Source organism: Mycolicibacter heraklionensis, from assembly GCF_019645815.1.
Lineage (GTDB): Bacteria > Actinomycetota > Actinomycetes > Mycobacteriales > Mycobacteriaceae > Mycobacterium > Mycobacterium heraklionense.
Window position 1 is genome coordinate 3,612,231 of sequence record NZ_CP080997.1, and the last position, 22,903, is coordinate 3,635,133.

At 68.5% G+C, this 22,903-nt stretch carries 18 protein-coding genes and 1 pseudogene; 7 read left to right on the top strand and 12 right to left on the bottom strand.

Translation table 11 applies throughout. The features are described 5' to 3' along the window. The first annotated feature begins 9 nt into the window (after nt 1-9). Nucleotides 10-2,223 (top strand): manganese-exporting P-type ATPase CtpC, encoded by a 2,214-nt coding sequence (ctpC, locus tag K3U94_RS17100; RefSeq protein WP_220694479.1) that lies wholly within the window; start codon nt 10-12, stop codon nt 2,221-2,223. 86 nt (nt 2,224-2,309) lie between these two features. Here the strand turns inward: ctpC and K3U94_RS17105 are convergent, their stop codons facing one another. The 10 genes from K3U94_RS17105 to K3U94_RS17150 all read right to left on the bottom strand — a co-directional run bounded on the left by K3U94_RS17105 (nt 2,310) and on the right by K3U94_RS17150 (nt 15,581). Further along, nucleotides 2,310-2,978 (bottom strand): cation efflux transmembrane domain-containing protein, encoded by a 669-nt coding sequence (locus K3U94_RS17105; protein WP_220696845.1) that lies wholly within the window; start codon nt 2,976-2,978, stop codon nt 2,310-2,312. Between the two features lie 133 nt (nt 2,979-3,111). Further along, nucleotides 3,112-5,103, bottom strand: coding sequence for a serine/threonine-protein kinase PknD (locus tag K3U94_RS17110; RefSeq protein WP_220694480.1), 1,992 nt, complete (start codon nt 5,101-5,103; stop codon nt 3,112-3,114). Nucleotides 5,104-5,187: 84 nt separating this feature from the next. Continuing rightward, nucleotides 5,188-6,306 (bottom strand): phosphate ABC transporter substrate-binding protein PstS, encoded by a 1,119-nt coding sequence (gene pstS, locus K3U94_RS17115; RefSeq protein ID WP_220694481.1) that lies wholly within the window; start codon nt 6,304-6,306, stop codon nt 5,188-5,190. A gap of 90 nt (nt 6,307-6,396) precedes the next feature. Beyond that, entirely contained in the window at nt 6,397-8,160 is a 1,764-nt protein-coding gene (locus tag K3U94_RS17120; RefSeq protein ID WP_220694482.1) for a DUF2339 domain-containing protein, read from the bottom strand. 80 nt (nt 8,161-8,240) lie between these two features. Then, complete coding sequence (locus K3U94_RS17125; protein WP_220694483.1) at nt 8,241-9,395, bottom strand: acetate kinase; 1,155 nt, start codon at nt 9,393-9,395, stop codon at nt 8,241-8,243. Next, nucleotides 9,392-11,491, bottom strand: coding sequence for a phosphate acetyltransferase (gene pta, locus K3U94_RS17130; protein ID WP_220694484.1), 2,100 nt, complete (start codon nt 11,489-11,491; stop codon nt 9,392-9,394). The genes K3U94_RS17125 and pta overlap by 4 nt, the downstream gene beginning before the upstream one ends. Before the next feature lie 4 nt (nt 11,492-11,495). Then, complete coding sequence (locus tag K3U94_RS17135; protein WP_220694485.1) at nt 11,496-12,629, bottom strand: aminotransferase class V-fold PLP-dependent enzyme; 1,134 nt, start codon at nt 12,627-12,629, stop codon at nt 11,496-11,498. A 93-nt stretch (nt 12,630-12,722) separates the two neighbouring features. Beyond that, nucleotides 12,723-13,892, bottom strand: coding sequence for an acyl-CoA dehydrogenase (locus K3U94_RS17140; RefSeq protein ID WP_220694486.1), 1,170 nt, complete (start codon nt 13,890-13,892; stop codon nt 12,723-12,725). A gap of 14 nt (nt 13,893-13,906) precedes the next feature. Further along, on the bottom strand, nt 13,907-14,422 hold the full coding sequence (gene purE / locus K3U94_RS17145) for a 5-(carboxyamino)imidazole ribonucleotide mutase (RefSeq protein ID WP_047318782.1): 516 nt from the start codon (nt 14,420-14,422) through the stop codon (nt 13,907-13,909). After that, the gene (locus K3U94_RS17150; RefSeq protein WP_230987637.1) at nt 14,415-15,581 is read right to left on the bottom strand and encodes a 5-(carboxyamino)imidazole ribonucleotide synthase; all 1,167 of its coding nucleotides are present in this window, start codon (nt 15,579-15,581) and stop codon (nt 14,415-14,417) included. Before K3U94_RS17150 ends, purE begins: the two co-directional genes overlap by 8 nt. A 142-nt stretch (nt 15,582-15,723) precedes the next feature. On the opposite strand from K3U94_RS17150, the gene K3U94_RS17155 reads away from it, so the two are divergent. Beyond that, nucleotides 15,724-16,371: a GtrA family protein gene (locus K3U94_RS17155; RefSeq protein ID WP_047318780.1), complete on the top strand. Its 648-nt coding sequence runs from the start codon at nt 15,724-15,726 to the stop codon at nt 16,369-16,371. Here the strand turns inward: K3U94_RS17155 and K3U94_RS17160 are convergent. Together K3U94_RS17160 and K3U94_RS17165 are read right to left on the bottom strand one after the other, a co-directional pair. Beyond that, nucleotides 16,335-16,844: a PH domain-containing protein gene (locus tag K3U94_RS17160; RefSeq protein ID WP_220694488.1), complete on the bottom strand. Its 510-nt coding sequence runs from the start codon at nt 16,842-16,844 to the stop codon at nt 16,335-16,337. The two genes, K3U94_RS17155 and K3U94_RS17160, sit on opposite strands and share 37 nt — an antisense overlap. Before the next feature lie 8 nt (nt 16,845-16,852). Next, a complete protein-coding gene (locus K3U94_RS17165) occupies nt 16,853-17,665 on the bottom strand; it encodes a biotin--[acetyl-CoA-carboxylase] ligase (protein WP_220694489.1) in 813 nt (270 codons plus the stop codon). A gap of 86 nt (nt 17,666-17,751) precedes the next feature. On the opposite strand from K3U94_RS17165, the gene K3U94_RS17170 reads away from it, so the two are divergent. The 5 genes and pseudogenes from K3U94_RS17170 to K3U94_RS17190 all read left to right on the top strand — a co-directional run bounded on the left by K3U94_RS17170 (nt 17,752) and on the right by K3U94_RS17190 (nt 22,880). Next, complete coding sequence (locus K3U94_RS17170; RefSeq protein ID WP_220694490.1) at nt 17,752-18,708, top strand: alpha/beta hydrolase; 957 nt, start codon at nt 17,752-17,754, stop codon at nt 18,706-18,708. A gap of 98 nt (nt 18,709-18,806) precedes the next feature. Then, nucleotides 18,807-20,193, top strand: a pseudogene (locus K3U94_RS17175) (HNH endonuclease signature motif containing protein). A gap of 48 nt (nt 20,194-20,241) precedes the next feature. Next, nucleotides 20,242-21,894 carry an acyl-CoA carboxylase subunit beta gene (locus K3U94_RS17180; RefSeq protein WP_047318775.1) on the top strand — a complete coding sequence of 551 codons (1,653 nt, stop codon included), beginning with the start codon at nt 20,242-20,244 and terminating at the stop codon, nt 21,892-21,894. Between the two features lie 76 nt (nt 21,895-21,970). Continuing rightward, nucleotides 21,971-22,231, top strand: coding sequence for an acyl-CoA carboxylase subunit epsilon (locus K3U94_RS17185; protein WP_047318774.1), 261 nt, complete (start codon nt 21,971-21,973; stop codon nt 22,229-22,231). A 7-nt stretch (nt 22,232-22,238) separates the two neighbouring features. Further along, complete coding sequence (locus K3U94_RS17190; protein ID WP_220694491.1) at nt 22,239-22,880, top strand: Maf family protein; 642 nt, start codon at nt 22,239-22,241, stop codon at nt 22,878-22,880. Nucleotides 22,881-22,903 lie beyond the last annotated feature (23 nt).

Below are 22,903 nucleotides of genomic sequence, written 5' to 3' on the forward strand. Positions count from 1 at the left end.
AGCGCAGCGATGAACAGCAGCGGCGCCATAGCAACGGTGGCCGCCGACGATGAGCTGACCGTCGTTTCCGACGCGGCCGGCCGGATGCGGGTGCAGGTTCCGTGGGTCCGTGGCGATTCACGGCGTGCGGTGGCCGCCGAAGAGGCCGCTGGCCGCGTCAACGGCGTACGCACCGTGCACGCCTATCCGCGCACCGGCTCGGTCGTGGTCTGGTACTCCCCCAAACGAAGCGACACCGCGGAGATCCTCGCGGCAATCGGTTCTGCGGCCACCGTCGCGGCCGAGCTGATCCCCGCCCGCACGCCCCGCTCGGCCGACGTCAGCAACACCGACGTGCTGCGCATGGTGATCGGCGGCGCGGCGCTGGCACTGCTGGGCATGCGCCGCTACGTCTTGGCCCGGCCGCCGCTGCTCGGGCCCAGCGGCCAACTCGTCGCGACCGGCGCCACGGTCTTCATGGGCTATCCCTTCCTGCGGGGCGCGCTGCGCTCGATCCGGTCCGGCAAGGCCGGCACCGACGCACTGGTGACGGCAGCGACCGTGGCCAGCCTGGTGCTCCGGGAGAACGTGGTCGCGCTGACCGTGCTGTGGTTGCTCAACATCGGTGAGTACCTGCAGGATCTGACGCTGCGCCGCACCCGCCGCGCCATCTCGGATCTGCTGCGCGGCAACCAGGACACCGCCTGGGTCCGGTTGGCCGACGGTACTGAGGTTCAGGTGCCGATCGACACGGTGCAGATCGGCGACGAGGTGATCGTCCACGACCACGTGGCGATCCCGGTCGACGGCGAGATCGTCGACGGGGAGGCCATCGTCGACCAGTCCGCGATCACCGGCGAAACCCTGCCGGTCAGCGTGATCGCCGGGGCGCGCGTGCATGCCGGTTCGGTGGTGGTGCGCGGCCGGGTGGTGGTCCGGGCCACCGCGGTGGGAAACCAGACCGTGATCGGCCGCATCATCAGCCGCGTGGAGCAGGCGCAGCACGACCGGGCACCGATCCAGACCGTCGGCGAGAACTTCTCCGGCCGCTTCGTGCCGGCCTCGTTCATCCTGTCGGCTATCACCTTGGTGCTCACCGGCGATGTCCGTCGCGCGATGACGATGCTGCTGATCGCCTGCCCGTGCGCGGTGGGGCTGGCCACGCCGACGGCGATCAGCGCGGCGATCGGCAACGGCGCCCGGCGCGGCATCCTGATCAAGGGCGGCTCGCATCTGGAGCAGGCCGGCCGGGTGGACGCGATCGTGTTCGACAAGACCGGCACGCTGACCGTGGGCCGTCCCGTGGTGACCAATATTGTTGCCATACACAAGGATTGGCAGCCCGAGCAGGTTCTTGCCTACGCCGCCAGCTCGGAGCTGCACTCGCGTCACCCGCTGGCCGAAGCGGTGATCCGTTCCACCGAGGAACGCCACATCGTTATCCCGCCGCACGAGGAGTGCGAAGTCCTGGTGGGGCTGGGCATCCGCACCTGGGCCGACGGCCGCACCCTGCTGCTGGGCAGCCCGAACCTGCTGCGCTCGGAGAAGGTCCGCATCTCCAAGAAGGCGGCGGCCTGGGTCACCAAACTGCGGGCCCAGGCCGAGACCCCGCTGCTGCTGGCAGTCGACGGCACCCTGGTCGGGTTGATCAGCCTGCGCGACGAGGTACGCCCAGAGTCACGCGAAGTACTTGAGGCATTGCGTGCCAAAGGCATTCGCCGCATCGTCATGCTCACCGGCGATCACCCCGAGACCGCGGCAGCGGTGGCGACCGAACTCGGCATCGATGAATGGCGAGCCGAGGTGCTGCCGGAGGACAAGCTGCAGGTGGTCCGCGAGCTGCAGGACGAGGGCTACGTGGTGGGCATGGTCGGTGACGGCGTGAACGATGCTCCGGCGTTGGCCGCCGCTGACATCGGGATCGCGATGGGTCTGGCCGGCACCGACGTTGCGGTGGAGACCGCCGACGTGGCCCTGGCCAACGACGACCTGCGCCGGCTGCTCGACGTCCGGGACCTGGGCGGGCGCGCCGTCGAGGTGATCCGGCAGAACTACGGCATGTCGATCGCGGTCAACGCCGCCGGCCTGTTGATCGGCGCCGGGGGTGCGCTGTCACCGGTGCTCGCGGCGATCCTGCACAACGCGTCGTCGGTGGCCGTCGTCGCCAACAGCTCACGCTTGATTCGCTACCGACTGGGCGCCGAGGCGGCGACGCCGATGGCGTCCGTGCCGTCCGTGCCGTAATCTGTCGACGTCCCGACTGTTCCTGTCGAGCACCACCACCAGCTCCAGGGCAGTCGGGACTTAGCGTCGGTAGCCTTCAACGGCCGTCAACAGCCACAGCCCTCGCCGCGCCAGGAACGGAAGCCCTGCCACACCGAGACGGCGGCCACCCCCAGACCGATCAGCGGGTCCAGCCACCAGCTGCCGGACCACTGCGTGGTGAGGGTCAGCCCGACGAGCACCGCGGCGGCCTGGATCGCACACAGATAGTTCTGCACTCCCTCACCGACGGTCGCCGCCGAGCCGAGCCGGGTGCCGAGCCGTCGCTGGGCACGGCCCAGAATCGGCATCACCAGCGCGGCCGCGGCGGTGACCGCGATCCCGATGGCGGTGCCTTCGCTGCGCTGGTCGCCGAAGAAGTGGTGTACCGACTCCGCGGCGATATAGGGGGCGTTGATCCAGAACGAGATCGCCACGCCGATCTGAGCGCGCCGCTCCGCCGTCTCGGACAGCGTGCGGGCGCCGGTGAACCGCCAGATCACCACGGCACCGGCCAGCGCCTCGGGAATGGCGCCCAGCGCCCAGCCGGTCAGGGCGATCGAACCGGCGGTCAGGCCCTGCCACAGGCCCACCACTCCTTCGATTCCCACCAGGACCAGGCTCACCCAGGCGAGCCGCCGAGCCCAGATCGCTGCGCGGTGCCAACCCCCGTCGTGAACGACATGAACGCGATGGGTATGCCCGGCGTGATCATGATCGTGATCGTGGTGCCCGATGGTCGTGGCCGGGGCGTCGGTCACCGGATCGGTGACGCCCGCTGCGGGGCCCACGACGCTGCTGTCCACCCAAAAAATGCTACCTGGCGTTTCGGTGAGGCAGCCGTCACAGCGCCGGCCCCTCAGGCGGCCCTTAGCTGTTCGCGTCCACCCTGACGACGCGGTCGTTGCCGCGGTCGGCGACGTAGACATTGCCGTGCTTGTCGACCGCGACGTCCAACGGGGCGTTGAGACCGGTGAACGGCAACACCACCGGGATTGCGGCACCGGCTGCCAGTTTCACAACCTTGTTGCGGTTGTGCTCGGTGACGTAGACGTCGCCGGCCTCGTCCACCGCGATACCCCACGGCGCGACGATCCCGGTGAAGGGCAACACCACCTGTTCGTTGGTAGCGGCCACCAGCTTGAGCACCCGGTTGTTGCCGGTGTCGGTGACATAGACATTGCCGGCGGAGTCCACCGCCACCCCGTCGGGCTTGTTGAGGCCGACGAACGGCACTGTGGTCTGGGCGTTGGTGACCGTGTCCAGGCGCAACACCGCGTCGTTGCCGCGGTCAGCGACATAGACGTTGCCGCCGTCGGAGTCCACCGCCACCCCGTCGGGGTCGTCCAGGCCGGCGAACGGCAACACCGTGTGGGTGTCGTCTTCCGCCCCGAGCTTGACCACCCGGCTGTTGACATCGGAGAAGTAGACGTTGCCGATGCTGTCGACCACCACGCCGCGCGGCTGGTACTGGTCGCTGAAGGGCACCACCGTCGAGGCGGTCGAGTCGGCGGCCAGTCGCACCACCCGCCCGTGCATGCCCTCACTGGTGACGTAGACATTGCCGTCGCCGTCCAGCGCCACCCCGCCCGGTGAGAGCCGGTAGTCCAGGTCGGCGAAGGGCAACACGTCCTGCGGGGGCGCGGCCACCGGTATCGCCGACGAGGGCTTCGACACCAGGTGCCCGACGCCGGCGACGACGGTGACCACGGCGATCGCGGCGGCCGCCGCCAGCACCGGCTTGCGGGGCAGCCGCCACCGCCGGGACGGAGTGGGCATGACCGGGATCTCGGTCTGCAGGTCGCTCCGCAGCAGGGGGGACATCGGGAACGGCGCCGGGGGCGGGCCGCCCAGACCGGCGCCCAAAGCAGCACCGAATCCGGTGTCCGACGATGCCCATCCGGCTCGGCTCACGCCGGCCGACAGGGCACGGCCCTCGGATCGGGGCTCGGGTTCCAGGCCGCCGGGCAGGTGCAGTGCCGGCTCGCCACGCCGCAGGATCCGGGACACCTGGTGGCGTTCGGGTTCGGTCAGCGCCTGGTAGGCGGCGGCGGCGAGCTCACCGGCGCTGCTGTAGCGCTCCTCGGGTTTACGAGCCAGCCCGCGGGCCAGCACCGCGTCGATGGCCGCCGGCACCCGCCCCGGGCGCAGCTTGCTCGGTTGCGGAGGCTCGGCGGTGCGGCGTTCTTCGATCGCCTCGTCGACGGTTTCGGCGGAGAACGGACGCACCCCGGTGAGCGCCTCGGCCAACACAGCGGCCAGCGAGTAGATGTCGGCGAGGTGGGTGACCTGCTCGCCGGTCAGACGCTCCGGCGCCATGTAGGCGACGGTGCCGAGCGCCGGCTTGGCCCGTGCGCCCGGTTCGGCGATGGCCGCGGCCACCCCGAAGTCCATCAGATACGCCAGGTCGTCCGGGGTGAGCAGAATGTTCTCGGGTTTGACGTCGCGGTGGACGACATAGGCGTTGTGTGCCGCGTCCAGTGCCGCGGCGACCTGCCGGACGATGGCCACCGCACGCGGCGGACTCAGCGGACCTCCGTCGGCCAAGACGGTGGCCAGCTCGGTGCCGTCGATCAGGCCCGTCTCCAGGTAGAGCACCTCGTCGATCTCGCCGTAGGCGCGGATCGGCACCAGATGGGGCTCGGTCAGCTGACCGGCGGCTTCAGCCTCGTCCTCCAGCCGACTGCGGAACGCCTCATCGGCGGAGAGCGACTCGGAGATCAGCTTCAGCGCCACGGTCTCGTCGTTGCGGGTGTCCTCGGCCCGGTAGACATCACCCACGACGCCGTGGCCGAGCAACCGCCCCACTTGATAGGGGCCGAACCGCGATCCGGTCCGCGAACCCGGCTCGGGATTGTTCACCGACGACGCTCCCTTCGACCACAGTGCCGCGCACTGCGGCGAAAGATTGGCTACCAGACTAACCGGCGCCAACGCCGCAAACGGTCACGAGATCGCGTTGACCGTCGTCAGGAGCCTGGATTTGAAGGACGCCGGCAGCGGAATGAAGCCGTACTGGTCCAGCCCATCCTGGCCTGGACCGATCGCAGCCTGCAGGAACGCCTTGACCGCCGTGCCGGTGGCGGCGTCGGGGTACTTCGAGCAGACCATCTGGTAGGTCGCCGACACGATCGGGTAGGCGCCGTGTTCGGCGGGCCGGTAGAGGGACGCCGCCTCCAGCACCAGGTCGTTGTTCGGGTTCGCGTCGGACACGAATTTCGCCCCGGCGATGGTCTTGCCGACCGAGTCGGCGGAGATGCCCACCGGAGCCGAGCCGGCCGCGGTGATGATCTGCGCGATCGGCAGCTGCTTGCCGACCGCGAACGACCAGTCGTGGTAGGTGATGGATCCGTCGGTCGTCTGCAGCGCCGCCGCGGTGCCATTGTTGCCGGTGCCGGCCTCACCGATGCCGACGTTGAACATGTCACCGGCGCCGGCAAACCAGGCACCGTCAGAAGCGACCTCGAGGTACTTCTGGAAGCTGGCGGTGCTCGGCGATCGGTCGCCGCGGTACACCACATGGATGGGCAGCGCCGGTAACGCGACGCCGGTGTTGAGCGCCTTGATCGCGGGGTTGTCCCAGCTACCGATCGTTCCGTTGAAGATCTTCGCCAGGGTGGGCCCGTCCAGGTTGAGGGTGTTCACCCCGTTGACGTGATAGGTGACGGCGAGTGGACCGAACACCACCGGCAGGTCCCAGGCCGGCGAACCGCACCGCTCCGCGGCCCGTTCCGGCTGCGTCTTGGCGGGGTCCATGGCCAGCTCGGAGCCGGCCAGGTCGATCTCATTGGCGATGAAGTCGTCCACTCCGGTGGCGGAGCCGGTGGCGTTGTAGACCAGCGCCTGCCCGGGACAGGCCCGGGAATAGGCGTAAGCGAATTGCTCGATCGCGTTAGCCTGGGCGGTCGAGCCGCCGGCATGCAGTTCCTGCTTACCCCCGCAGTCCACGCCGGCCGCCGGGTCCTCGGCGGACAGCAGTTGAGCAGAGCCGCCGCCGCAGGCCGAAACCGTCAGTGCGCCAACAACCAGCAGGGCCGCCAGCACGGTCGATCGGCCGAATTTCACAGGACGAAACTGTACCGCTACCCGCCGTAGCCGGACCTGGTACTGCCGGATGCGGTTGCCACCCGGTGTTGACGGCTACGAAATTGTCGGTCACCTCTCGTCCTGCTGCGCCAGGCTGCGGGCATAACCGGTGCCCATGCCCAGCAACAGCAGGCCCGCGACGATGAACGCCGCGACCCGGAACATGCCGTCGAGGGTGCCCAGGTCGAACAGGAACAGCTTCGCGGTGGCGGCTCCGGTGAGCGCCAGGCCGGCGGTGATCGCCCAGGTGCGGGCCCCGCGGTCGGCTAGGCGCAACGCGTAGCGCAGCAGGACGGCCGCCATCGCGATCCAGCAGAGGGTGGCCGCCATGTGGCCGGTCAGGAACCCGCCGCCGGTACCGCCGATCGCGACGCCGGCGGTGACGGTGAACGCGGTGACGGCGTAGCCGATCAGTGCCCCGCCGGCCACCGCCAGGATCGGCGCATTGGCGGGGTTGGTGCCGTCGGCGACGGCGTATGCGCGTGCCATGACGACCACCAGCATGATCACCAGCAGGCTGGCGACCAGCGTGGACACTACGTCCGCGGTCGACATCGCCGTCGCGGTGATCAGCTTGTCCGGTGACGCGTAGCCGAGGTAGACGACGGCGCCTGCGAACCCGAAACCGGCTGCGCACCAACGGGCCACGCGACTGTGTCGGCCGGCGACCGCGACGACGACGGCCATGGCCAGTAACACCGGGGCCAGCACCGAGCCGTGGAATGCCGTGGTCACCGCGATCAGTGCGGCGCCCGCCGACAGTGCCGAAAAGACCTGCACGACGACCGGCTGCAGTGCCCGGTGAGCGAGGACGATCGCCAGCATGACGACCGACAGCGTCGCTGCCAGCACCGTGGCCGGCACCGGGTCCAGCACGGCTCTGGCCGCCAACGCCGGCAGAGTTCCGGCGGCGGTCAGCAACGCGAGTGCGCCCGGCCTGGTGGTGGTGGGCAGCACCAACAGCCCGCTGACGACGGCCAGCGCCGCGGCCACGGCGCAGGCTCCGCCGATCAGCCACCGGTGGTCGTCACCGCTGATGGCGATCAGCGCCGCCAACAGGGGCAGCGTCGCCGCTGCGACGCGGGCGGCGAACATCCCGGTCCAGTCCTTGCCCAGCTGCGCCGGCAGCGCCGCCGCCGACAGCGCCAGCAGGAAACCGATGAGCAGCAGGTCGACGTCGCCGGTAAGGATCGGGGCCAGGCCGATCAGCGGGACCAGCACCAGCACCCCGAGGTGTTCGGAGTCCCAGCGCCGGGCCAGTACCAGGCCGGCCCCGCCGACCGTAGCCGCGACCACCAGCCCGACGGCTGCCGGCACCCAGTGGTAATAGGCGGTGATCGCGATGATGTCCAGGTAGGCCGCGGCGATCCCGGTGGCGGCCAAGGCGATGGCCCCGGTCCGTCCGCCCGGCCGGTTACGCAACCGGCACGCCGCGCCGACCAGCGCCGCCGAGAGCACGAAGCCACCGGCCACCCGGATCTGCGGGCGCAGGATGCCGGCTTGGGCGGCCAGCACCAGCAGCAGCACCACGCCGACCAGCGTCACCGCGACTCCCGCGACAGCCAGCAGTCTGCCGATCCACCCCGAGTCACCGACTGCGGTAACAGGTTTCGGTTCCGCGGCGGTCGCCGGCGGTCCCGGCCGCACCGGCACGGCCGCCGGCGCCACCGGCAGGGCCACCGGCGCCATCGGGACAGCTGGGGCAACTGGGGCTGCCGCGGTGTGCAGCTGCCGATCCAGTTCGGCGAGTTCAGTCGAGACCCGGTAGAGCTGCCAGGACAATGCGTGGCATTCCGCGGTAAGCCGCTGCAGTACGGCATGTGGTTCGGTCACGCAGGCAACGATGCCGCATCGCGGGCGAAAATCGGATGAGTCGGACTACTCGACTTCGCCGTCAGTTGTCCAGTCCGTGCTCACACGAATTGCCAGGCGGCCCGCGCGATCGCCAGCTCTTCATTGGTGGGAACCACCAATACGGTGGTGCGCGATGCGTCGGCCGAGATGATCCGGGCCCCCTTGCCGGTGCGGTTGCGTTCGGGGTCCACGACGATGCCCAGCCCACCCAGGCCGGCCAGCGCGTCTTCGCGCACGCTGGGCGCGTTCTCCCCCACCCCGGCCGTGAAGGCGATGGCGTCGACTCGGCCCAGCACGGCCAGGTAGGCGCCGACGTATTTGCGCAGTCGGTGGACGTAGACGTCGTAGGCCAGCCCGGCCGCCTCGCCCAGCGCGCCGCCGGCCTCCCGCTGCTCCAGCAACTCCCGGAAATCGTTGACCCCGCACAGCCCCTTGAGCCCGGAGCGGCGGTTCAGCAGCTCGTCGAGCTCATCGACACCCATCCCGGCGGTGCGGTTGAGGTGGAACAGCACGCCGGGGTCGATGTCGCCGCTGCGGGTCCCCATCACCAGGCCCTCCAGCGGAGTCAGCCCCATCGATGTCTCGACGGCCACCCCGCCTTGCACCGCCGAAGCCGAGGCCCCGTTGCCCAGGTGCAGCACGATGACGTTCAGCTCGCCGGGGTCACCGCCCAGCACGGCGGCGACCTCCGCAGAGACGTATTCGTGCGAGGTGCCGTGGAATCCGTAGCGGCGGATGCCGTATCGGGTCGCGACGTCGTGGTCGATGGCATAGCTGGCCGCGGCCGCCGGCAGGGAGTGGAAGAAGCCGGTGTCGAACACCGCCACGTGCGGGACGTCGGGAAAGTCGGCACGGGCCACTTCGATCCCGATCACGTTGGCCGGATTGTGCAGCGGCGCGAGCTCGGCCAGCCGCGCCACCTCGGCCACCACCTCGTCGGTGATCAGTGTGGGTGCGTGGAACAGGTTGCCGCCGTGCACCACCCGATGCCCCACGGCGCGAACGGCGGCCAGGTCGATACCGGAGTCGACGAGCTGGCGATGGATCAGCCGCAGCCCGGCGGCGTGGTCGGCCACCGGGCTGTCGTCCTCGCCGATCTGCTCCACCAGTCCGGACAGCAGCGCGGTCCCGGCCACCGGGTCGACCAATTGGAATTTGATCGACGACGAGCCGGAGTTGAGCACCAGCACCAGACCGGACGCGGTTGCCGTCACCGAGGAACTTCCTGCGCCTGGATCGCGGTGATGGCCACGGTGTAGACGATGTCGTCGACCAGCGCGCCCCGGGACAGGTCGTTGACGGGTTTGGCCAGTCCCTGCAGCACCGGACCGATGGCGATGGCACCGGCACTGCGCTGCACCGCCTTGTAGGTGTTGTTGCCGGTGTTGAGGTCCGGGAACACCAGCACGGTGGCCCGCCCCGCCACCGGCGAGTCCGGCATCTTGGCCGCGGCCACCCCCTCGTCGACTGCGGCGTCGTATTGGATCGGACCGTCGGCGAGCAGATCCGGCCGGCGCTCGTGCACCAATTGCGTTGCGGCACGGACTTTGTCCACACCTGCACCGGTACCGGACTCGCCGGTCGAGTAAGACAGCAGCGCAACCCTGGGTTCGATGCCGAACGCGGCCGCGGTAGCCGCCGAGGAGATGGCGATGTCGGCGAGTTGGTCGACGGTCGGATCGGGCACCACCGCGCAGTCCCCGTAGGCCAGCACCCGGTCCGACAGGCACATCAGGAACACACTGGACACCGTGGACACCCCCGGCGCGGTCCGGATGATCTCGAACGCCGGCCTGATCGTGTGGGCTGTGGTGTGTGCGGCACCCGACACCATTCCGTCGGCGATCCCCAGGTGCACCATCATGGTGCCGAAATAGGAGATGTCGCGCATGATCTCGCGGGCACGGTCCTCGGTCATGCCCTTGTGAGCACGCAGTCGAGCGTATTCGGCGCCGAACGTATCCCTCAGGTCGCTGGTCTCGGGGTCGATCACCCGCGCGGCGTCCAGGTCCACGCCCAGCTCGGCACCGCGCTGGCGTACCGCGCCTTCCACGCCGAGCAGGGTCAGATCGACGATCCCGCGGGACAGTAACCGCCCGGCCGCCAACAGGATCCGGTCATCTGTTGCTTCCGGCAGCACGATGTGACGGCGGTCGGTTCGGGCCCGTTCCAGCAGCCGATACTCGAACATCTGCGGGGTGATCACGGACGATGCCGGCACCCGGATCCGCTCGGCCAGCTCGGCGCCGTCGATATGTTCCGCGATGAGCGCGAGCGCGGTGTCGATCTTGCGCAGCGCGTCGACGGTGATCCTCGAGCCGGTGTTCGACACCTTTTCGGCGGTGTCGTAGGTGCGATGGCTGGTGGCGATCAACGGCAGGGTTGGCCGCAGTCCCTTGACCAATTTGTCGATGGCCGGGTGCGGCAGCAGGCCGCCGTTGAGGATGATTCCCGCCAGCGATGGGAAGCCCTGCGCCTCATGGGCGTTCACCAACGCCAGCAGCACGTCGGAGCGGTCGGCCGGCACGATCACCACCTGGCCCTCGCTCAGCCGATCGAGAATGTTCTCAGCGGTCATGCCACCGACCATGACGCTCAGCGCTTCCCGGCGCAGCAACTCCGGGTCGCCGCTGTAGACGGTGCCCTCCAGCGCAGTGCAGAGTTCGGCCATCGTCGGAGCCGACAGCAGCGCCACCTCGGGGATCGCGAACGCCAGAATGCCCGCGCCGGCCAGGCGTCCCGAGATCGCCCGGGTGACATCGGCCAGCCGGTCCGGGTCACAACGGTTGGCGATCACCGCTGCCGGATGGGCATGTACCGCAGCCACTTCGGCCAGGCAGCGTTCGGTGATCTCAGCGACGTCCTGCGGGTCGCGGTTGTGGCCGTTGACTGCCAGCACCAGTGGCGCGCCCAGGTTCACCGCGACACGGGCGTTGAAGCTCAACTCACTCGGGTTGACGACGTCGGTGTAGTCGCTGCCCACTACCAGTACGGTGTCGCAGCACCGGGCGACTTCGTGGAATCGCGCGACGATCTCACCCAGCGCCGCCTCCCGGTCGGCGAACACCTGCTGGTAGGTCACGCCACGGCACGCACTGTGATCGTCGATGGTGGCGGTGGCATGCGCGAGTAGCAGTTCGAGCTGGCCGTCAGGCTCGTCCAGCGATCGCACGACCGGGCGAAACACGCCGACCCGGGCCGACGAGGCGGCCAACAGGTGCAGCAGGCCCAGCGCGAGCACGGATTTTCCGGTGCCACCCTCGGCGGCGGCGAGGTAGATGCTCGACGTGCCGGAGTTACCTTCTGACATCGAATCAGGCCGAGGTGATCCGGTCGATCGCGGCGCTCAGTCGCGCCACCGTTCCCTCGATGTCGGCCAGCTTGTCCAGACCGAACAGCCCCACCCGGAAGGTGCTGAACGTCGCCGGCTCGTCGCACTGCAGGGGCACTCCCGCCGCGGTCTGAAGGCCCTGGGCCAGAAACTTTCTCCCGGTGCGGATGTCGGGGTCGGTGGTGTAGCTGACCACCACGCCAGGCGCTTCGAATCCCGGTGCGGCCACGCTGGGGAAGCCGCGTTCGGCCAGCAACGCACGTACCTTGCGTCCCAAGGCGAACTGCTGCTCGCGCACCGCGTCGAAGCCCCGGGCGCGCGTCTCGGCCATGGCGTCGCGAAGGCCGCTGATCACGCCGGTGGGCATCGTGGCGTGGTAGGCGTGGCCGCCCTTCTCGTAGGCCACCATGATCTCTCGCCACTTCTTCAGGTCCAGCGCGAAGCTGGTGCTCTGGGTGCGCTCCATGACCTCCAGTGCCCGGTTGGACAGGCAGACCATGGCACAGCCCGGCTCGGCACTCCAGTCCTTCTGCGGCGCGGTCACCAAGACGTCCACCCCAAGCGCCGCCATATCGGCCCAGACCACGCCGGCGGCGATGCAGTCCAGGACGAACAGGCCGCCCACGGCCGCCGTCGCCGTGCCGATGCGCGCCAGGTAGTCGTCGGGCAGCAGGATTCCGCTGGCGGTTTCGACGTGCGGGACGCACACCACCGCCGGCCGGGTCCGCGCGATCGCCTCCTCGACCTCGTCGATGGGCGCGGGAGCCCAGGGCGCCTGGTCGCCGTCGCCCGTCGGCCGTGCTTTGAGCACGGTGATGCGGTCGGTGATACGGCCGGTCTCCAGGATCTGGCTCCACCGATAGCTGAAGAACCCGTTGCGGACCACGAGCACCTCAGCACCGTTGGCGAACTGGCGTGCTACCGCCTCCATTCCGCACGTCCCGTTGCCGGGTACGACGACTGCCGCGTCGGCGTGGTACACCTCGCGCAGCATCGCGGAGACATCGTTCATGACGTCCTGGAAGCGTGCGGACATGTGGTTGAGTGCCCGGTCGGTGTAGACGACGGAGTACTCCAGCAAACCGTCGGGGTCGACCTCGGGCAGAAGTCCTGGCATGAAGCCTCTCCTAGGTGGGACGGACAGCGCCGACAGCCAATCTTAGGGCTGCCGCTCCCCTCCGGTTCACAGATCAGAGGTCATCAGACCGCGTCAGCGCAGCAGGTGCCGGCTCATGACGACGCGCTGGATCTGGTTGGTGCCCTCATAGATCTGGGTGATCTTGGCGTCACGCATCATCCGCTCGACCGGGAAGTCGGTGGTGTAGCCCGCCCCACCGAACAACTGCACCGCGTCGGTGGTGACCTCCATCGCGACATCGGAGGCGAAGCACTTCGACGCCGCGGAGATGAAGCCCAAGCCGGTCTCACCCCGCTCGGCGCGCGCCGCGGCCGAATAGACCATCAGCCGCGCGGCCTCCAGCTTCATCGCCATATCGGCGAGCATGAACTGCACGCCCTGGAAGGTGCTGATGTTCTTGCCGAACTGCTTGCGATCCTTGGTGTATTCGATCGCCGCATCCAACGCACCTTGGGCAATACCGACCGCCTGCGCACCGATCGTCGGGCGGGTGTGGTCCAAGGTGCGCAGCGCGGTCTTGAACCCGGTGCCGGGCTCCCCGATGATCCGATCACCGGGGATGCGGCAGTTCTCGAAGTACAACTCGGTGGTCGGTGAACCCTTGATGCCGAGCTTGTGCTCCTTGGGCCCGATCGTGAAGCCCTCGTCGTCGATGTGCACCATGAACGCCGAGATCCCGTTGGCGTCCAGATCCGGGTCGGTCACCGCCATCACGGTGTACCAGCTGGACTTGCCACCATTGGTGATCCAGCACTTGGACCCGTTGAGGATCCAGTCATCACCATCGGCTTTCGCACGAGTACGCATCGCCGCGGCGTCACTGCCGGCCTCGCGCTCCGACAGTGCGTAAGACGCCATCACCTCGCCGGCCGCCAACCCGGGCAGTACCTGCTGCTTGAGCTCGTCGGAACCCGACAGGATCAGCCCCATGGTGCCCAGCTTGTTCACCGCAGGGATCAGCGACGACGAGGCGCACACCCGGGCGACCTCTTCGATCACGATGCAGGCCGCCACCGAGTCCGCACCCTGACCGCCGTACTCCTCAGGCACGTGCACCGCGTTGAAACCCGACGCGTTCAACGCGGCCAGGGCCTCTTCGGGGAACCGGGCCTGCTCATCGACTTCCTTGGCGTACGGAGCAATCTCCTTCTCCGCCAACGCGCGGATCGCCGTCCGCAACTCGTCGTGCTCCTCGGGGAGCTTGAACAGGTCAAACGACGGATTTCCGGCCCACCCAGCCATCACAGCCTCCTAAGCTACTCGCCGGTAACTTTACCTTGAAGCATCGCGTCCTTCGCAAGCACGCTCTGCGCCAGCTGGTCCTGAAAAGCCGCCATGCGGGCCCGCAACGTCGCGTCGGCCGAGCCCAGAATACGCGCCGCGAGCAAACCCGCGTTGCGCGCACCACCGATAGAAACAGTGGCCACAGGCACCCCGGCCGGCATTTGCACGATCGACAGCAAAGAATCCAGCCCGTCCAGGCGGGCCAGCGGGACCGGCACTCCGATCACCGGCAGCGGTGTGGCCGAAGCCACCATCCCGGGCAGGTGGGCGGCGCCGCCCGCCCCGGCGATGATCACCTCGATGCCGCGGCCGGCGGCGTCGCGGGCGTAGTCGAACATCCGCTGCGGGGTGCGGTGCGCCGAGACCACCCCGACTTCGAACGGGATCTCGAACTCGGCCAGCGCGAGCGCCGCTTCTTCCATCACCGACCAGTCGCTGTCGCTGCCCATGATGACGCCGACCCGGGGACCGGGCCTGTGTTCACTCATGCGGATCCCATCCATCGCTCCATTCCCCGTGCGACAACCAGTGTGCCGCGCTTTCGGCCCGCTCGCGCAGGTTCGCCGAGTCCTTCGCGTCCTCACCGAGCAGGTTGATGTGGCCGATCTTGCGGCCCGGCCGTTCGTCCTTGCCGTAGAGGTGGACTCGGGCATCGGGATAACGCGCGAACAGGTGGTGCAGCCGCTCGTCCATCGTCATCGCCGGCGTTTGCGGGGCGCCCAGGACGTTGGCCATCACGGTCACCGCAACCACCGGTGTGGTGGCGCCGAGCGGATAGTCCAGCACCGCGCGAAGATGCTGTTCGAACTGGCTGGTGGCCGCACCGTCCATGGTCCAGTGCCCCGAGTTGTGCGGTCGCATCGCCAGCTCGTTGACCAGCAACTGCCCGTCGGAGGTCTCGAAGAGCTCGACAGCCAGCACCCCGACCACGCCCAGCTCATCGGCCAACCTCAGCGCCAATTGTTGTGCAGCAGCGGCTGATTCATCCGAAAGATCGGGGGCAGGCGCGATCACCGTCACGCAGATACCGTCTTCTTGCACGGTTTCGACCACCGGCCAGGCCGCGCCCTGGCCGAAAGGTGACCGGGCCACCAGCGCCGACAGTTCCCGGCGCATCGCGACCCGCTCTTCGGCCAGCACCGGCACTCCGGCGGCCAGGTAGTCAGCGACGACCGCCCGGGCCTGGGCCGCGTCGTCGACGAGGGACACCCCCCGCCCGTCGTAACCGCCCCGGGCCGCCTTCACCACCATCGGGCCACCGGTCAGCGCGGCGAAGTCGTCGAGGTCCTCGGGCGTCTCGATCGCGGCGAACCGCGGCACCGGCGCCCCCAGCGCCGACAGCTTCCGGCGCATCACCAGCTTGTCCTGCGCATGCAGCAGCGCCGCCGGCGGAGGCGCAACGTTGATGCCCTCGGCGACCAGTTGGTCCAGCAGCTCGCCCGGGACGTGCTCGTGGTCGAAGGTGAGCACGGTGGCCCCGGTGGCGGCCCGGCGCAGGTCGTCGAGGTTGGTGTGGGAGCCCAGCACAACGTCCGGGGTGACCTGGGCAGCCGGCTCGTCGGCCGCCGCGGCCAGCACCCGCAGCCGCTGCCCGAGCGCGATCGCGGCCTGATGGGTCATCCGCGCCAGCTGACCGCCACCCACCATGGCGACGAGCGGGCTGCGTCCACCGGCAGGCGGCGCAGTGGTTGGGGGGTTCGGCACGGGCAATATCGTGTCACGTCCGGCCACGAGGGTCGTTATGCAGTCGTTAGGCGCAGATCGCGCCGAGTCCGTACACTGGCAACTTGTGTCTTTTACCGACGCCACGATCGCCCGCCTGCCGCGGGTGATCCGGCCGCTGGCCGAGCGCCACCATGAGTTGATCAAGTTCGCCATTGTCGGCGCGACCACCTTCGTGATCGACTCGGCGCTGTTCTACACCCTCAAGCTGACGATCCTGTCGCCCAAGCCCGTCACCGCCAAGGTCATCTCCGGGATCGTCGCGGTGATCGCCTCCTACATCCTCAACCGCGAGTGGAGCTTCAAAGACCGGGGCGGCCGCGAGCGCCACCACGAGGCACTGCTGTTCTTCGGGGTCAGCGGCGTCGGCGTGGTGCTGTCCATGGCCCCGTTGTGGTTCTCCAGCTACGTGCTGCAGCTGCGGGTGCCCATGGTGTCGTTGACCGTCGAGAACCTCTCGGACTTCGTCTCGGCCTACATCATCGGCAACCTGCTGCAGATGGCGTTCCGGTTCTGGGCGTTCCGCCGCTGGGTCTTTCCAGACGAGTTCGCCCGCAGCACCGACGCCGCGCAGGCCGCGACGATCGAGACCGGCGCCCTGGCCGAGGCGATCGAGGACTCGCTGGAGAGCGGTCCGGACACCGGCGTGGTGACGCTGTTCCGGCGTCCGGCCCGTCATCAACCGCCGGCGGACGGGCTGTCGAAGACTTCGTGATAGAGCAGGCTGTGGACCTGCTCCACGCGCGGGATGTCGTAGAACTCCAACGGTTCCTGTGACGCCGACTCGATGATCAGCGTCCCGGTACGCAAGATCCGGTCGATGAACCCATGCACGAACTCCACGCTGTTGATGCGCGCCAGGCCGATGTCGATTCCGCTGCGGGTCAACAACCCGTGCCGAAACATCACGCGCCGGTCGGTGACCACGAAATGCGTGGTCAGCCAACTCAGGAACGGCCAGAGTGTCAGCCAGCCGAAGACCACCAGCCAGATCGCCCAGATCACCCCGAAGACGACGTTCTTAGCGGTCGGGTCCCAGGCCCGCGAGTTGACGAACCCGGCGGCGAACGCGGCGCAGGCGGTGACCAGCAACAGCGCCAGCACGGGCAGGATCAACCGTTTGACGTGGGGGTGGCGGTGCAACACCACTTGCTCGTCCTCGGCCAGAACGTTCTCCGGGTAACCCACGGGCTGCCCTAACCGTTGGGCCGCAGTCGGGTGACGTCGCCGGCCGAGACCGTGACGGTGCCATCCCCGGTGTTGATCACCAGGCGGCCAGTGTCATCGATGGCCTCGGCAAGGCCCTCCACTCGTTGGTCTCCCGGCATGTCGGCACGCACCTGGGCCCCCAGCGTGCAGCTGTGCCGCCGGTAGTCCGACACCAAGGCGTCGTCTGCCCCACCGACCGCACGCCATGCCGCGATCCGAACCGCGAGGTGACGAAGGACCTTGTCGGCGAGGGTGTTTCGGTCAACCACCGAGGCGCCGAGCATGGCCAACGAGACCGCTGCGGGATCCGGCGCCTCCTCGGCGGTCATGGACACGTTGAGCCCGAGTCCCACCACGATCAGCTGCTGTGGCGCGGCGACCTCGGCGAGAATGCCGGCCAGCTTGCCGTCGCCCGCAATGACGTCGTTGGGCCACTTCAGGCCGACTTGCAGGCCCGAACATTCGGCGATCGCATCGGCGACCGCGACCCCGGTGGCCAGCGTCAGCCAACCCCAGCCCGATGTCGGCACCGTGTCCGCGGCGACTCCCACCGACAGCGCGAGCTGGCTGCTCGCCGGGGCGCTCCACTGTCGACCGTGACGCCCACGACCAGCCGTCTGATGTTCGGCCAGCAGCACGGCGCCGTCGATGTTTTCGCCCGCTGCGGCGCGGGCCAACAGATCGGCATTGGTCGAACCGGTGTCCTCGACGACATCCACGGCACGCCACGGCCCATTCGGCCCGGTCAACCCGTTCCGCAGAGCGGTCACATCCAGCGGCGGCCGTGGCGCAAGACTCATTTCGCCAGCTTACTCACCGGCGCTGCAGCCACACCGGTTGAAACGCCCGACGTGCGGGTAATCGGACAGGTGAGGAGGCGATCGACATGGTCACCAGCGGGCTGACGCGGCGAATTCACCGCCGCCACAGCGCACAATCAGTCGCTGTGACGCTGACCAGCCGGTTCGTCGTGAAGAACCTGGTGCGCGCGTGGGCCGTTCGGCCGGATTTGGCCTGGCCGCTCGGATCGGTCGACCGACTGGCCGGGATGGTCCCGCTCCGCCGAGCGGCGCGTGTCGAGCGCTTCCGCCTGGGTTACTGTGTGGCCGAACGGGTTCAGGCGGCGGACGTCTCGACGCAGCGGGCCATTCTCTATCTGCACGGCGGGGCGTTTATGACCTGCGGGCTGAACACCCACCGCTCACTGGTGACTCGATTGTCCCGAGCGGCCGATGCCAGCGTTCTCAACATCGACTACCGGATGTTGCCCGCGCACCGGATCGCCGACGCCGTCGAGGACGGCCTGAGTGGATTGCGCTGGCTGCTTCGAAGGGGCTACGACCCGGAGCAGATCGTGATCGCCGGCGACTCCGCGGGCGGATACCTGGCCTTCATGACCGCCCTGGCAGCCGCCCAGTTGGATCTGGTGAAACCTGCTGGAATAGCGACGGTTTCACCGTTCACCGATGCGGACCCCACCGCAAAGCTTCAGCACCGCAACGCCCGGCGTTGCGCGATGTTCCCGTGTGAGGCACTGATGGCTTTCACCCGATACCTGCTACGCGCCCGGGCCGCGTCGCCGATGGACGCCGACCTGTCGTTACTGCCACCGGTCGCCATCCACGCAAGTACTGACGAGCTACTGCTGCCCGACGCCGAGACCATGGCGCAACGGCTGGCTGCCGCCGGAGTGCGCTGCGATCTGCATTTGTGGGAAGGCCAGATTCACGACTTTCCGTTGGCGGCCGATGTGCTCCCCGAGGGACGGCGGGCCATCCGCTACATCGGCGAGTTCGTCAAGGAAGTCACCGCGCCACCCGAGCCCGGCACAGCAGCCGCCTGACTACGGGCGCCAAACGTCCGGTTCCGCCACTGCATTCACTTGCGTCACAGCAGTTTTGGCACAGGCTTCTTGTCAGTGGGCGTCGCTACGATTAGCACATGTGTTCGAATGGTCGGGAAGCGGTCGTCGAGGTGTTCGACGCGCTCTCGGCTGATCTGGATCGGGCGCTGGACCTGGACTTCGACGCGTTGACGCCGCGGGAGTGCCTGGCGTTGCTGCGGCGCTGCGAGAAGCTGCGGCGGCGGCTTCCCGCGGTGGAGCATCCCCTGGTCAATCAGGTGGCCGCCGCGGATCCGGTCGAGATCGGCGGCAAACCCCGCTGGGCGCTCGCCGACGAACTCCACATCACCCGCGGGGAAGCCGGGCGGCGTATCACCGACGCCGCCGAATTAGGGCCCCGCCGGGCCATGACCGGCGAACCGTTGGAGCCGGTGTTGCCGAGCCTGGCCACCGCCCAACGCCAGGGACAGGCCGGCGCTGAGCACATCGCGGTGATCCGCTCCTTCTTCCGCTACCTGCCCGCCGACATCGACGCGAGCACCCTGACCCAGGCCGAAGCGCACCTGTCCGACCTGGCCACCCGATGCCGACCCGACGAACTCGCCAAACTCGCCCAACGCCTGGCCGACCATCTGCACCCCGACGGCAACTACTCCGACGAGGACCGGGCCCAACGCCGCGGCATCGTGTTGGGCCCCCAAAGACCGCGACGGCATGACCCCCATCAGCGGCTACCTCGACCCACAAGCCCGCGCCACCTGGGATGCGGTCCTGGCCCGCTGGGCCGCCCCCGGCATGTGCAACCCCAACGACCCCACCCCCTGCGTGGCCGGCACCCCCACCCAAGCCGCGATCGACGCCGACACCCGCAGCGCGCCGCAACGCAACCACGACGCCCTGACCGCCATGACCCGCGCCCTACTAGCCTCCGGAGACCTCGGTCAGCACAACGGGCTACCGGCCACCATCATCGTCTCGACCACCCTGGCCGCCCTGGAAACCGGCACCGGCAAAGCCCACACCGGCGGCGGCAGCTGGCTGCCGATGCGCGACGTGATCGCCCTGGCTTCGCATGCCCATCACTACCTGCGGATCTATCACGGCGCCAAAGAACTGGCGCTCTTTCACACCAAACGCCTGGCCTCACCCGGACAACGCATCGTGCTCTACGCCAAAGAACGCGGCTGCTCCCACCCCAACTGCCCGGTGTCCGGCTACTACTGCGAAGTGCATCACGACCACGACTACGCCACCACCAAACGCACCGACATCACCGACCTGACCCTGCGCTGCGGCCCCCACCACCAACTCATCACCACCGGCGGCTGGAAAACCCGCAAACGCCACGACGGAACCACCCAAACCCTGCCCCCACCCCACTCCCCCGCAAGCGGGAGGTACCCCCACGGCGGCCAACCCCGCACCAACCACTACCACCACCCAGAGAGGTTGCTGCGGGAAAGCGAAGACGACGACGTTCCCTAACCGGTCCGGTCGGGCGATCCGAGGGCCCACACTTTAAGATCCTTTCTTATGACCAGTGTTACTGAGCACTCCGGTGAGGCCCACGTAGAGGCGCAAGCCGAGCATGTCGTCGACATCCACACCACCGCGGGCAAGCTCGCCGACCTCAAACGTCGGACCGAGGAGACTCTGCACCCGGTCGGTGAGGCCGCGGTCGAGAAGGTGCACGCCAAGGGCAAGCTGACCGCTCGTGAACGGGTCTACGCCTTGCTTGACGAGGGCTCATTCGTCGAGCTCGACGCGCTGGCCAAGCACCGCAGCACCAACTTCGGCCTGGCCGAGAAGCGTCCGCTCGGCGACGGCGTGGTGACCGGCTACGGCACCATCGACGGCCGCGAGGTCTGCATCTTCAGCCAGGACGCCACCGTGTTCGGCGGCAGCCTCGGCGAGGTCTACGGCGAGAAGATCGTCAAGGTCCAGGAGCTGGCCATGAAGACCGGCCGGCCGCTGATCGGGATCAACGACGGCGCCGGCGCCCGCATCCAGGAGGGTGTGGTCTCGCTCGGCCTGTACAGCAAGATCTTCCACAACAACATCCTGGCCTCAGGCGTCATCCCGCAGATCTCGCTGATCATGGGCGCGGCCGCCGGCGGTCACGTGTACTCCCCCGCCCTGACCGACTTCATCGTGATGGTCGACCAGACCAGCCAGATGTTCATCACCGGCCCCGACGTGATCAAGACTGTCACCGGCGAGGACGTCACCCAGGAAGAGCTGGGCGGCGCCCACACCCATATGGGCAAGTCCGGCACCGCGCACTACGTCGCCTCCGGAGAGCAGGACGCCTTCGAGTATGTCCGCGACCTGCTGAGCTACCTGCCGCCGAACAACTACGCCGACCCGCCGCACTTCCCGGTGCCGGCACCCGAGGGCGCCATCGAGGACAACCTGACCGCCGAGGATCTCGAGCTCGACACGCTGATCCCGGATTCGCCGAACCAGCCGTACGACATGCACGAGGTCATCACCCGGATCCTCGACGAGGACGAGTTCCTGGAAGTCCAGGCCGGTTACGCGCAGAACATCATCGTCGGCTTCGGCCGCGTCGAGGGCCGCACCGTCGGCATCGTGGCCAACCAGCCCACCCAATTCGCCGGCTGCCTGGACATCAACGCCTCGGAGAAGGCCGCCCGGTTCATCCGGACCTGCGACTGCTTCAACATCCCGATCGTGCTGCTGGTCGACGTGCCCGGCTTCCTGCCCGGTACCGAGCAGGAATACAACGGCATCATCCGGCGCGGCGCCAAGCTGCTCTACGCCTACGGAGAGGCCACCGTCGCCAAGATCACCGTCATCACCCGCAAGGCCTACGGCGGCGCGTACTGCGTGATGGGGTCCAAGGAGATGGGCGCGGACGTCAACGTGGCGTGGCCGACGGCCCAGATCGCGGTGATGGGCGCCTCCGGAGCGGTCGGTTTCGTCTACCGTCAGCAGCTCAACGAGGCCGCGAAGAACGGCGACGACGTCGACGCGCTGCGACTCCAGCTCCAGCAGGAGTACGAGGACACGCTGGTAAACCCCTACGTCGCCGCCGAGCGCGGCTATGTCGACGCGGTGATCCCGCCGTCGCACACTCGCGGCTACATCGCGACATCGCTGCGGCTGTTGGAACGCAAGATCGTCCAGCCGCTGCCCAAGAAGCACGGAAACATTCCCCTGTGAGCGGAACGAGTGGAGTGAGCGCAGCGAATGACACGAGTGACGCGAGCAGCGAAGGCACTGTGAGCGGAGCGCGCTTGTGAGCGAAGAGAACGAAGCCACCACTGTGGTCGAGGAGACTCCTGCTGCCGCCGAGCCGCACATCAAGGTGCTGCGTGGCAACCCCACCGCCGAGGAGATCGCGGCGCTGGTCGCGGTGCTCGGCGCGGCAGGAGGCGGGGGCGCCGAATCCGGCACGCGGGAACGCAATATGTGGGGCCATCCGGTGGACAAGCTGCGGCTTCCGCTGTTCAGCTGGCAGCGGATCACTCTGCTGGAGCGCACCCACATGCGCCGGTGACGCGTCGGTGACGCGGCTGGTCCTCGGCTCGGCATCATCGGGCCGGCTGACTGTCCTGCGCGGCGCTGGGGTCGATCCCTTGGTGGTGGTCTCCGGTGTCGACGAGGACGCCGTGATGGCCGGCCTGCCCGCCACTGCCTCCCCGGATGATGTGACCGGTGCTCTGGCCGCCGCAAAGGCGGAGCAGGTCGCCTCCACACTTCAGCCTCCGGTGAGCACCGATTGCGTTGTGATCGGCTGTGATTCGATGCTGTACATCGACGGCAAGCTGTGCGGCAAGCCGCCGACCGTCGACGAGGCTCGCAGCCGCTGGCGCGAGATGGCCGGCAATTCCGGCCAGCTCCACACCGGCCATAGCCTGATCCGGTTGCGCAACAACGAGGTCACTCATCAGATCACCGAAACAGCTGTTACCACAGTGCGTTTCGGTCGGCCCGATGATGACGACCTGGAGGCCTACCTGGCCAGCGGCGAGCCGTTGCGGGTGGCCGGCGGATTCACCCTGGACGGTCTGGGCGGCTGGTTCGTCGACGGCGTCGACGGCGATCCCTCCAGCGTCATCGGGATCAGCCTGCCGATGCTGCGCCGGCTGCTGCGCCCGGCCGGACTCTCGGTCGCTGCGCTGTGGGCGGCCAACCCCGTCACCTGACCCAGGTCACGCCCACCTGACGC